A 12,278-nucleotide genomic window follows, 5' to 3' on the forward strand; every position below is an offset into this window, starting at 1 on the left:
TGCAGGCGTATATGAGTATGACAGATAGATTATTAAATGGTTTAAATCCGCAGCAACAAAAAGCAGTACAAACAACGAACGGACCACTTCTATTAATGGCAGGCGCAGGTAGTGGTAAAACACGTGTGTTAACACATCGTATTGCGTATTTACTTGGTGAAAAAGGAGTAGCGCCATGGAATGTACTAGCTATTACCTTTACAAATAAAGCGGCTCGTGAAATGCGCGAGCGTATTGATACACTTGTCGGACCAGAAGCTGAAGATATTTGGATTTCTACGTTCCACTCTATGTGTGTACGTATTTTACGACGTGATATCGATCGCATTGGTATTAATCGTAACTTTACAATTTTAGATTCAGGTGATCAGTTAACTGTAGTTAAAAAAATTATGAAAGAGCGCAATATTGATCCGAAGAAATTTGAGCCGCGCTCTATTTTAGCTGGTATTAGTAATGCGAAAAATGAATTGTTATCTGCGGATAAATATGCGAAGAAAATTACAATTGCTGATCCATATGAAAAATTAACGAGCGATGTATATACAGAATATCAAAAACGTCTTTTGAAAAATAACTCACTAGACTTTGATGATTTAATTATGACGACGATTCAACTATTTGAACGTGTTCCAGAAGTACTAGAGTTTTATCAGCGTAAATTTCAGTATATTCACGTGGATGAGTATCAAGATACGAACAAAGCGCAATACCTTCTTGTTAAACATTTGGCAGCACGTTTTAAAAATTTATGTGTTGTAGGTGACTCAGATCAGTCAATTTATCGCTGGCGTGGTGCGGACATTTCTAACATTTTGTCATTCGAAAAAGACTATGAGAATGCGCAAGTTATTCTGTTAGAACAAAATTATCGTTCGTCACAAAATATTTTAAATGCAGCGAATGCTGTTATTGAAAGAAATACGAATCGTAAACCGAAGAAATTATGGACAGATAATGAAGTTGGAAGCAAAATCTCTTACTATCGTGCTGCAACGGAAAAGGACGAAGCATACTTTGTTGCGAAAAAAATTCGCGACGATATTCAAATGGGAAAACGAAAATATACTGATTTTGCGGTGTTATATCGTACAAATGCGCAGTCTCGTATGGTCGAGGAGATTTTCCTGAAATCTAATATTCCTTACAAAATTGTCGGCGGTACGAAGTTCTACGACCGTAAAGAGATTAAAGACATTTTGGCGTATTTACGCTTAATTGGGAATCCAGATGATGAGATTAGTTTCGCACGTATTATTAACGTGCCAAAGCGCGGAATTGGTGCGACTTCTATCGATAAAATTATTAATTACGGTGTACAAAATGGAATTTCATTAACAGCTGTATTCGATGAGATTGAGCATGTTGGAGTAAGTGCAAAGGTTACAAAGGCAGTAAAAGAATTCGCAGGTTTATTACACAACTGGGTAAATATGCAAGAGTATTTATCTGTTACAGAATTGGTAGAAGAAGTTATTGAAAAAACCGGCTATCGCGACATGTTGAAAAACGAGCGTACGTTAGAAGCGGAAGGTCGTCTAGAGAACTTAGATGAGTTTTTATCTGTTACGCAAACATTTGAATCTCAAAGCGAAGATAAGAGCCTTGTTGCATTCTTAACAGACTTAGCACTTGTTGCAGATATTGATCGTGTAGATGAAGACCCGACTGCTGGTGAGGAAGTTATTTTAATGACGATGCACTCAGCGAAAGGATTAGAATTCCCAGTTGTCTTTATTGTTGGTTTAGAGGAAGGAATATTCCCGCATACTCGTTCCCTAATGGAAGAAGATGAAATGCAAGAAGAGCGTCGTCTTGCTTATGTAGGTATTACTCGTGCAGAAGAAGAGTTGTATTTATCAAATGCACAAATGCGTACTTTATTTGGTAGAACAAGTATGAATGCCGCATCCCGATTCATTACAGAAATCCCGACAGAACTAGTAGAATCATTAAATGAAACAGCGCCGAAGCGTGAAACTTCGTTTGGTGCAAAAGGAAGAACGGCAAGTAGCAGTAAAATGACAACTACAACACGTTCTCGCTCAGCTTTCGCGCGTCCTGCAGCTAAGACGACAGGCGGCGAACAAATCGGCTGGGCAGTAGGCGATAAAGCTTCCCACCAAAAATGGGGAATCGGTACAGTCGTAAGTGTAAAAGGTGAAGGTGATGCAAAAGAATTAGATATTGCGTTCCCAAGCCCAATTGGTGTTAAACGTTTGTTAGCAAAATTTGCACCTGTGACGAAACAATAGGAAAGGAATGAGGATATGTCAAAAGAGATAGCAAAAAAACGTATAGAAGAACTACGTGATTTGTTAAATACATTTAACTATCAATATCACGTATTAGACAATCCTTCTGTTTCTGATGCGGAGTATGACCGTAATATGCAGGAGCTTATAAAATTAGAAGCAGAGAACCCAGAGTTTATGAGTGAAGATTCTCCCTCCGTTCGCGTTGGGGGAACGGTTCTTGATATATTTGAAAAAGTAACACACAAGTCACCGATGTTAAGTTTAGGAAATGCATTTAACGAAGGAGATTTACGTGATTTTGACCGACGAGTACGTCAAGGAATTGATGATGCGAATGTAAGATATATATGCGAATTAAAAATTGACGGACTTGCTGTTTCACTTCATTATGAAAAAGGACGCTTCATTCAAGGGGCAACACGTGGTGATGGTGTAACAGGTGAAGATATTACTCAAAATTTAAAAACGATTAAAGCAATCCCGCTTCGTTTAAATGAAGAAGTAACGTTAGAAGCACGAGGCGAAGCTTATATGCCGAAGCGTTCATTCGTTAAGTTAAATGAAGAAAAAGAGCAAAATGGTGAAGATGTATTTGCAAATCCGCGTAATGCGGCAGCAGGTTCAATCCGCCAACTTGATCCGAAAATTGCAGCGAAGCGTAACTTATCTATGTTTGTATACGGTCTTGCGAATGTAGAAGAAAAAACAATCCTATCACATAGTGAATCGCTTGATTTCTTAGGTGAACTTGGATTCAAAACAAATCCAAATCGACGCACATGTGAAACAATTGAAGAAGTTATAGCTTATGTAGAAGAATGGCAAGAAAAACGTCCGCATCTTGATTATGAGATTGATGGGATCGTTATAAAAGTAGATGATGTTGCTCTTCAAGAAAGTCTAGGCACTACAGCAAAGAGTCCAAGATGGGCAATTGCTTATAAATTCCCAGCTGAAGAAGTTGTAACAAGATTAACAGGGATTGAATTAAGTGTTGGTCGTACAGGGGTTGTAACACCGACTGCAGAGCTAGAGCCAGTGCGAGTGGCTGGTACGATCGTTCGTCGTGCTTCTTTACATAACGAAGATTTAATTCGTGAAAAAGATATTCGAATTGGTGACTACGTTGTTGTGAAGAAGGCTGGAGATATTATTCCTGAAGTTGTGAATGTTATTTTCGATAAGCGTACTGGTGAGGAAGAAGAATATCATATGCCAACGCATTGCCCAGCATGTGAGAGTGAACTAGTTCGTTTAGAAGAAGAGGTAGCACTTCGTTGTATAAATCCAACTTGTCCTGCTCAAATTCGAGAAGGGTTAATCCATTTCGTTTCAAGAAATGCAATGAATATTGATGGACTTGGAGAACGTGTCATTACACAACTCTTTGAGGCAGATTATATTCGTACATTTGCTGATTTATATTCGTTGACGAAAGAGCAATTATTACAGCTAGAACGATTTGGAGAAAAATCAGCAACGAATTTAGTACAAGCAATTGAGAATTCTAAAGAAAACTCATTAGAGCGATTATTATTCGGTCTAGGTATTCGCCATGTCGGAGCGAAAGCAGCACGTACATTTGCAGAGCATTTCGAAACGATGGATGCGCTTGTGAAGGCAACGGAAGAAGAACTAAAAGCAATTAATGAAATTGGTGAAAAAATGGCTCAATCCGTAGTAACGTATTTCGATAATGAAGACGTATTAGAGTTATTACAACAATTTAAAGAATACGGCGTGAACATGACATATAAAGGCATGAAAATTGCTGATTTACAAAACGTTGAGTCGTACTTCGCAGGAAAAACTGTCGTTTTAACAGGGAAATTAGAAGTTATGGGACGTAGTGAAGCGAAGAAGAAAATTGAGGCATTAGGTGGAAAAGTAACAGGAAGTGTTAGTAAAAGTACGGATTTAGTTGTTGCAGGTGAAGCGGCAGGTTCGAAATTAGCACAAGCGGAGAAACATAATGTTGAGGTTTGGAATGAAGAGAGGTTCTTACAAGAGCTAAATAAGTAAGAGGTGCAAACTTACCATGAAAAAAATAGCATTAGCGGTATTAAGCCTTGGCCTACTTGTAAGTGGGTGTAGTGCAGGTGCCGACAAAGATGAAAAAGTGGTTGAGAAATCGGAGAAAGCAAAAGAGCAAGCAATCGTCCCGAATTACTCTATTTCGGATGAATATTATAAGACGACTATTCCATTTGAGGGAGGAAACGCACGTGGCTTAGTTGTGCAAGGAGTAAGTAATCGTCTTGATATAGATGAATTTGAAACAGGATTAATGCGTATTGCGAAAGAATCATTTAGTACGAAAGATAATGTTTTAAAAGGCGGAAAGGCCCTAGATACTCAGCATATACAGATGCTTGTTAAAAGAAAACGTACAGATGCAGAACAAAAGAAACTAGAAGATACACTAAAAAAAGATGCGGTTAAATTCCCGAACATAGGGTTGAATCCTGCATTAGGTACAGGATCCGAATCATTAGAAGTGAAAAATAAAAAAAATCCAATATATATTTCAAATATTTTAGAGCATGATTATTATGTGAACAAAGGCGAAAAAAATGAGCGTAGCGGCATTGTAGTTGGATTAGCGATGAATTCGGTTCATTATTATGAGGAAGAGCATGGTTATCCGCGTGAGGCTGCAATTTCGAATGAAAAGATGTTAGCGGAAGGGAAAAAAATGGTGCCAGAAATCTTGAAAGTTATGCATCAACAAGATCCTGAGACAAAAAACCTTCCGATAACATTTGCGATTTATCGTCAGGCTCCAAAGTCTTCGCTTGTGCCAGGTAACTTTGTTTCTTATGCGAATGTTGAAAAAGGCAGTGAAACAGTTGAGGATTGGAAACAAATTAATGAGAAATATTATTTGTTCCCATCTGAACAAGCGAAAACAGATAATAAACGTGAAGATCTGGCGAGAGTATCAAACTTCAAGGCAAAATTAAGTGATTATTTCCAAGGCGACTATACAGCTGTTATCGGTACTGGTATGTATAGAGACGATGAATTAAGAGAAATAAAGCTCGATATTCCTGTCCAGTTTAATGGGAAAGCAGAAATAATTGGCTTTACACAATATGTAGCCGGGCTTGTTATGGAATACTTCCCGAATTATATGAAAGTACAAGTAACGATTAAATCTGTAGAGCGTCCAGAAGCGATTATTATACGTGAAGCGAAGCAAGATGAACCGTATGTGAAAATTTTAGATTAAATACAAGGGCTGTTCCTTTATGGAACGGCTTTTTTTCTTGGGTAATTTTGTTATAATTTAAAATGTTGTAAATAATGGGGTAAGGGGTAAAGCGCATGGACGAATTAAGTTTTCAAGTCATTATTTTATTAATTGCATTCGGTTTTTTAGCAGCTTTTATTGATTCAGTTGTTGGTGGTGGAGGATTAATTTCGCTTCCGGCACTTATGTTTGTTGGTTTACCACCAGCTTCGGCAATTGCAACGAATAAATTAGCTGCAACGATGGGGACGTTTACGAGTGCGATTTACTTTATTCGATCGGGAAAGGTTGATTTTAAAATTGTAGGAAAGTTAATCCCGTTAACTATTATAGGGGCAGTCGCAGGTGCTTTAGTAGTAAAGTTTATTCCGCCGGATATTTTACGTCCGTTAGTGCTTGTGATGTTGGTGTTTATTGCCATTTATATTATTGCGAAAAAGGATTGGGGAAGTGTATCTACCTATAAGAAGATGACGAAAAGAAAAACATTAATATTTTTCTTTGTTATTTTAATGATAGGGTTTTACGATGGGTTTTTTGGACCAGGGACAGGATCCTTCTTAATTTTTGCATTTTTATTAATTGGTTTGGATTTTATTCAAGCAGCAGCATCTGGAAAACTTTTGAACTTTGTTAGTAATATCGTATCGTTAATCACTTTTTTATTTTTAGACGTAATTCATTTTGAATACGGTATTATTATGGGATTATCGATGATTTTGGGCGCTTATTTTGGATCGAAATTTGCAGTTCAAAAAGGTGTTGGATATGTAAGAACTTTATTCTTGTTAGTAACTATTTTATTGATTAGCAAAAACGTTTTGGAATATACTCATATTTTGTAGAGTTATACATTTGTATAACTCTATTTTTTTATTATATTTTAAAAATTAATTAATTTTTAAAATATAAGTCTAGGAATATTTGAATAAATCTAAATTATCGTGTAGAATAATGTTGTAAAATGTAAACGTTTTTCTAAGGGGAGGCTAAAAATAATGGTAGTAGCATACAAACATGAGCCATTTACAGATTTTTCAGTAGAGGCTAACAAATTAGCGTTTGAAGAAGGTTTAAAGAAAGTAGAATCTTATCTTGGACAAGACTATCCATTAATTATTGGGGGAGAAAAAATCACTACAGAAGACAAAATTGTTTCTGTAAACCCTGCAAATAAAGAGGAACTTGTTGGTCGCGTTTCAAAAGCAAGCCGTGAGTTAGCTGAAAAAGCAATGCAAGTAGCGGATGAAACATTCCAAACTTGGAGAAAGTCAAAACCAGAAATGCGTGCAGACATTTTATTCCGTGCTGCAGCGATCGTTCGTCGTAGAAAACATGAATTCTCTGCTATTCTTGTAAAAGAAGCAGGTAAACCATGGAATGAGGCAGATGCTGATACAGCAGAAGCAATCGACTTTATGGAATATTATGGTCGTCAAATGTTGAAATTAAAAGACGGAATTCCAGTAGAAAGCCGTCCAATTGAATATAATCGTTTCTCTTACATTCCATTAGGAGTAGGTGTTATCATTTCTCCTTGGAACTTCCCATTCGCAATTATGGCAGGTATGACAACAGCTGCTTTAGTTTCTGGTAATACAGTATTACTAAAACCAGCTAGTACAACTCCTGTAGTAGCAGCGAAATTCATGGAAGTATTAGAAGAAGCTGGCTTACCAGCTGGCGTAGTAAACTTCGTACCAGGTAGTGGTTCTGAAGTTGGTGATTACTTAGTAGATCACCCTCGTACACGTTTCATTAGCTTCACTGGATCTCGTGATGTAGGTATCCGTATTTATGAGCGTGCAGCGAAAGTAAACCCAGGCCAAATTTGGTTAAAACGCGTTATCGCTGAAATGGGTGGTAAAGATACAATCGTTGTTGATAAAGAAGCAGATCTTGAATTAGCAGCTAAATCTATCGTTGCATCAGCATTCGGATTCTCAGGACAAAAATGTTCTGCATGTTCTCGTGCAGTAATCCACGAAGATGTATACGATCACGTATTAAATCGTGCTGTTGAATTAACGAAAGAATTAACAGTTGCTAACCCAGCTGTATTAGGTACAAACATGGGTCCTGTTAATGACCAAGCTGCATTCGATAAAGTAATGAGCTATGTTGCAATTGGTAAAGAAGAAGGTAGAATCTTAGCAGGTGGCGAAGGAGACGATTCTAAAGGCTGGTTCATCCAACCAACAATCGTTGCTGACGTTGCAGAAGATGCTCGCCTAATGAAAGAAGAAATCTTCGGACCAGTAGTAGCATTCTGTAAAGCAAAAGACTTTGACCATGCACTTGCGATTGCAAACAATACAGAATACGGTTTAACAGGAGCAGTTATCTCTAACAACCGTGATCATATTGAAAAAGCGCGTGAAGACTTCCACGTAGGTAACTTATACTTCAACCGTGGATGTACTGGTGCAATCGTAGGATACCAACCATTTGGTGGCTTTAACATGTCTGGTACAGATTCTAAAGCTGGTGGCCCTGACTACTTAGCACTTCACATGCAAGCAAAAACTACTTCTGAAACTTTATAAGAAATAGTAGAAGAGATCTTCGCAGTCTGCGAAGATCTCTTTTTTCTGCTTATATGTGGATTAAGATACATATAAGCAGAAAAAATAATATAAGGTTTACTTCAGTAAAATAAGGTATATTATATTGGTTGAATAAATTCTCTTTCAAGAAAAGAAAAGTAGGTGAACAAAATGGGAAAATATCAATTGGATTATAAAGGTCAGGTAGCTGTCGCAAAGTTTCATGAAAAACAGACGCCTGTCAAATTTGATAAAAAGCAGCAAATTGAAAAATTGCATGCGGAGTATTTGAAAAAGAAACAAAAACAAACAGATAAATAGTAGGAGAAACTAGTTAATTTGAATAAAAAACACTTACCATATATTACTATCTGGTAAGTGGAACTAGCTAAACCCTATTCATATCAGGATAAACATGTAAATAGAAACAAAACAATGAGAAAAGTTGACTTATTAGTCACATTTTTTTGTATTCATTTTAAGGATTTCCTGTATAATACAATTTGAAAGAAAATCTATGGTTTGACAAGAAACACTCTTTTCGGTTTTGCTCACTGAAGAGAGTGTTTTTTTGTAGCTAAAAACTCCTCTGTACTCATTACATTTGCATAGACACCATTTAAACTAGCTAAAATTGTGTTATGAATATAAACGGCTGGTATAGTAGCATTCTTAAAAGAAAGGTCTTTTGTAGCACAAGCATCATGTATAACAGTACATTGCAAGCCGAAATCAAAGGCAGCCCTTACAGTAGCATCAATACACATATGAGTCATCATCCCGCATATGACAACGTGTTCAATAGCTAAACGTTGTAATTGCTTTAGAAGATCAGTTTCGCGAAAACTATTTGGATAATGCTTGAGTATAACCGTTTCTTCTCTAAGTGGGCGTACACTTTCATGAATATGTACACCTTCTGTATTGGGGAGGAAAAAAGTAGCGTCCTCTTTTATTGCTACATGTTGGATATGAAAAATAGGTTCGTTTTTCTTTCTAAAGAGCTGTAGTAGCCGACGGGCATATGCGCTTGCTTCGACTGGATTACGTAATTCCATTTTGCCGTGTGGAAAATAATCATTTTGAATATCAATGAGTAAAAGAGCTGTTTTCATATATTTATCTTCCTCCGATTTCATATTCAAATAATGGTATTCAATTAGTAGAGAAGATTATCCTTTTAAAAAATATGCAAGAGGAGAATTTTACATAACTTTAAAGATTACTATTTTTTCTTGAATTTTTCATCTGAAAATTTTAATAAAGAAATAATTAATATTTTTCTAAAAAATGTATTGACTCTTATTATTCTGAGTTCTATAATGAGAATTAATTAAACGACAATTAAATCGATACATTCTTATCCAGAGAGGTGGAGGGACTGGCCCTACGATACCTCAGCAACGGGTTTTTTTAATACCGTGCTAACTCCAGCAAGCCTATGAAAGGCTTGGAAGATGAGAAGATGTGAACGAGTACATATAAGTGCTCTCCTTCTTATCTTTATGGTTGATAAGAAGGAGAGCACTTTTTATTTTACCTCGAGAGCTCTGCTTCAAGTTTTCACAGCATATAGGAGGGGAAAAAATGATTTCTTTTAACAATGTAAGTAAAGTATATGAAACAGGTGGGCAATCTGTTCATGCGGTGGAGGATGTAACATTATCAGTTGAGAAAGGCGAAATTTTTGGCATTATCGGTTTTAGTGGCGCTGGAAAGAGTACGTTATTACGCCTAGTAAACATGTTAGAGAGACCAACGGCAGGAACGATTTCAATAGATGATAAAGAGATTACATCATTATCGACGAAAGAATTACGGAAGCTAAGACAAAGAATCGGGATGATTTTTCAAAGTTTTAATTTATTTAATTCAAGAACAGTATTTGGGAATATTGCTTATCCATTAAAGTTAGCGAAAGTACCAAAGAATGAGATAAAAGAAAGAGTAAATGAATTGCTGAAGTTTGTAGGGTTAGAAGATAAAGCAAACAATTACCCAGAGCAGCTATCAGGTGGACAAAAGCAGCGTGTTGGTATTGCTAGAGCGCTCGCAACATCACCAGATATTCTTATATGTGACGAAGCAACATCAGCTTTAGATCCAGAAACAACGACAGAAATTTTGAACTTATTAAAGAAAGTAAATCGAGAATACAACTTAACAATTCTTCTTATTACACATGAAATGCATGTTGTGAAAGAAATTTGTCACCGTGTAGCTGTAATGGAGAAAGGAAAAGTTATTGAAGAAGGAAAACTGTTTGATGTTTTCACACAACCAAAAACAAAGACGACTCAAAACTTTGTACGTTCTGTTATTAATGATCATTTACCGGAAAGTGTTTTAGCAAAAATTCAAAATGGTGGTCAGATTTATCGTCTAACATTTACTGGCGAGGAGACAGGACAGCCAGTACTATCATATATCGCAAAAAACTATAATGTCGATGTAAATGTACTGTACGGAAATATTATTGAACTTCAAAATGTGCTATTTGGAAATCTTCTTGTAGAATTGCAAGGTGAACAGAGGGAAATTCAAAAAGCATTACAACATCTAAGACTGCAAGTGCAGCTGAAGGAGGTAGAAGCTCATGCGAGTTGATTGGAGTATATTTTGGCCGCGCATAGTAGATGCGACGGGGGATACTCTCTTAATGGTAATTGTAACCCTTATATTTGCTACAATTCTTGGTATACCTCTAGGTTTACTTCTATATGTAACGAGAAAAGGAAACTTTTTAGAAAATAAATGGGTCTTTTCTATTCTTAATATTATCATTAATACAATTCGTCCGATTCCATTCATCATCTTCTTAGTAGCTTTAAGCCCGCTAACAAGAAGTGTTATCGGAACGACAATTGGAACGGCGGCAGCAATTTTCCCAATGACGTTAGTTGCATCAATCGGTATTGCTAGAATGGTTGAAACAAATCTTGTTTCTGTTCCGAAAGGGGTAATCGAAGCAGCTCAAGCGATGGGTGCTTCACCAATTAGAATTGTTTTTGAAATCCTTGTACCAGAAGCGTTAGCGCCATTAATTTTAGGTGTTACATTTATGACAGTTGGTTTAATTGAATTTTCTGCAGTGGCTGGGCTTGTCGGTGGTGGCGGTCTTGGTGACTTAGCAATGACATATGGTTATCAACGTTTTGATACATCAGTTATGTTCGTAACGGTCGTTTTACTTATTATTCTCGTACAGTTAGCTCAAAATTTAGGAAACTACTTTGCGAAAGTCTTTTTACGCAGATCATAAAAAGAAAGAGGGGAAAGAAAATGAAGAAAATTTTAGCATTTGCATTATCAGCGATTGTAGGGGTTTCAGCGTTAAGCGGTTGCTCAAGTGGAGACACGGGGGCAGGGGCGAAAGAAAAAGTAGTTCGTGTCGGTGTAACTGGAACGGATGGAGACGCTTGGGAAATTTTGAAGAGGAAAGCTGAAAAAGAAGGAATTAAAGTTAAACTGGTTGAGTTCTCTGATTACACGACGCCAAATAAAGCGTTAGCTGATGGAGATATTGAGCTAAACTCATTCCAGCATATTGCTTTCTTAGAGCAATTTAAAAAGGAGCATAAATTAGATATTACAGCTGTTGGTACAACGCAAATTGCACCAATGGGTTTATACTCTGAAAAACATAAGAAAGCAAATGAAATTCCAGATGGTTCTGAAATTGCGATTCCCAATGATCCAACGAACCAAGCACGTGCATTAAAACTTCTTGATGCAGCTGGGTTATTAAAGCTTAAGAAAGACTTTGGCTTATTTGGAGATCCAAGCGGCATTGCTGAAAATCCGAAGAAATTAAAAATTACACCGGTTATCGCACAGCAAACACCTCGTGTATTAAAAGATGTTGCAGCTTCAGTTATTAATAACGGTGTTGCTGGTCAAGCTGGATTAGATCCAGCTAAGGATCCAATTTTCTTAGAAGATCCAAAGAATGAAAATGCGAAGCCATATATTAATATTTTCGCAGCTCGTACGAAAGATAAAGATGATCCAACACTGAAAAAAGTAATTGAACTATATCATTCAAAAGAAGTAACAGAGGCAATTAAGAAAGAAACAAATGATGGTTCCATTTCAGTAGATCTTTCACTTGATGAGCTTGAAAAGATCGTAAAATAATGATTGGGTTTAATGGACTAACAGAAGGAACCCCTCCGCTGTTAGTTCGTTCAACATATAATCTACTTAACAAACAAAACAAAC

The 12,278-nt window shown here is 36.7% G+C and carries 10 protein-coding genes and 1 riboswitch; of the genes, 9 read left to right on the forward strand and 1 reads right to left on the reverse strand.

Annotation, left to right across the window (positions count from 1 at the left end):
- Positions 1 to 11: 11 nt before the first annotated feature.
- From pcrA to ACTFRN_RS27125, 6 genes are all read left to right on the forward strand, one after another.
- Complete coding sequence (gene pcrA, locus ACTFRN_RS27100; RefSeq protein ID WP_011039939.1) at positions 12 to 2,255, forward strand: DNA helicase PcrA; 2,244 nt, start codon at positions 12 to 14, stop codon at positions 2,253 to 2,255.
- A 15-nt stretch (positions 2,256 to 2,270) separates the two neighbouring features.
- Positions 2,271 to 4,280, forward strand: coding sequence for an NAD-dependent DNA ligase LigA (gene ligA / locus ACTFRN_RS27105; protein WP_000031440.1), 2,010 nt, complete (start codon positions 2,271 to 2,273; stop codon positions 4,278 to 4,280).
- A gap of 16 nt (positions 4,281 to 4,296) precedes the next feature.
- Complete coding sequence (locus ACTFRN_RS27110; protein WP_088106363.1) at positions 4,297 to 5,490, forward strand: CamS family sex pheromone protein; 1,194 nt, start codon at positions 4,297 to 4,299, stop codon at positions 5,488 to 5,490.
- A gap of 95 nt (positions 5,491 to 5,585) precedes the next feature.
- Positions 5,586 to 6,356, forward strand: coding sequence for a TSUP family transporter (locus ACTFRN_RS27115; protein ID WP_000343961.1), 771 nt, complete (start codon positions 5,586 to 5,588; stop codon positions 6,354 to 6,356).
- Between the two features lie 153 nt (positions 6,357 to 6,509).
- Positions 6,510 to 8,057 carry an L-glutamate gamma-semialdehyde dehydrogenase gene (pruA, locus tag ACTFRN_RS27120; RefSeq protein WP_000259559.1) on the forward strand — a complete coding sequence of 516 codons (1,548 nt, stop codon included), beginning with the start codon at positions 6,510 to 6,512 and terminating at the stop codon, positions 8,055 to 8,057.
- Between the two features lie 171 nt (positions 8,058 to 8,228).
- Positions 8,229 to 8,378 carry a hypothetical protein gene (locus ACTFRN_RS27125; protein WP_088106362.1) on the forward strand — a complete coding sequence of 50 codons (150 nt, stop codon included), beginning with the start codon at positions 8,229 to 8,231 and terminating at the stop codon, positions 8,376 to 8,378.
- A 230-nt stretch (positions 8,379 to 8,608) separates the two neighbouring features.
- Here ACTFRN_RS27125 and ACTFRN_RS27130 read toward each other — a convergent pair whose 3' ends face one another.
- A complete protein-coding gene (locus ACTFRN_RS27130; protein WP_000844890.1) occupies positions 8,609 to 9,172 on the reverse strand; it encodes a cysteine hydrolase family protein in 564 nt (187 codons plus the stop codon).
- Positions 9,173 to 9,414: 242 nt separating this feature from the next.
- Positions 9,415 to 9,521, forward strand: a riboswitch (SAM riboswitch).
- A 123-nt stretch (positions 9,522 to 9,644) separates the two neighbouring features.
- Between ACTFRN_RS27130 and ACTFRN_RS27135 the strand changes: the two genes are divergently transcribed.
- From ACTFRN_RS27135 to ACTFRN_RS27145, 3 genes are read left to right on the forward strand one after another with little or no spacing between them, the layout of a single operon-like run.
- Entirely contained in the window at positions 9,645 to 10,664 is a 1,020-nt protein-coding gene (locus tag ACTFRN_RS27135; RefSeq protein WP_000622992.1) for a methionine ABC transporter ATP-binding protein, read from the forward strand.
- Positions 10,654 to 11,319, forward strand: coding sequence for a methionine ABC transporter permease (locus tag ACTFRN_RS27140; RefSeq protein ID WP_001261879.1), 666 nt, complete (start codon positions 10,654 to 10,656; stop codon positions 11,317 to 11,319). Before ACTFRN_RS27135 ends, ACTFRN_RS27140 begins: the two co-directional genes overlap by 11 nt.
- A 20-nt stretch (positions 11,320 to 11,339) precedes the next feature.
- A complete protein-coding gene (locus ACTFRN_RS27145) occupies positions 11,340 to 12,194 on the forward strand; it encodes a MetQ/NlpA family ABC transporter substrate-binding protein (RefSeq protein ID WP_000721607.1) in 855 nt (284 codons plus the stop codon).
- Positions 12,195 to 12,278: the final 84 nt, after the last annotated feature.

Origin of the sequence: Bacillus cereus group sp. MYBK245-2 (genome assembly GCF_051916145.1) — a bacterium.
GTDB classification, from domain to species: domain Bacteria; phylum Bacillota; class Bacilli; order Bacillales; family Bacillaceae_G; genus Bacillus_A; species Bacillus_A pacificus.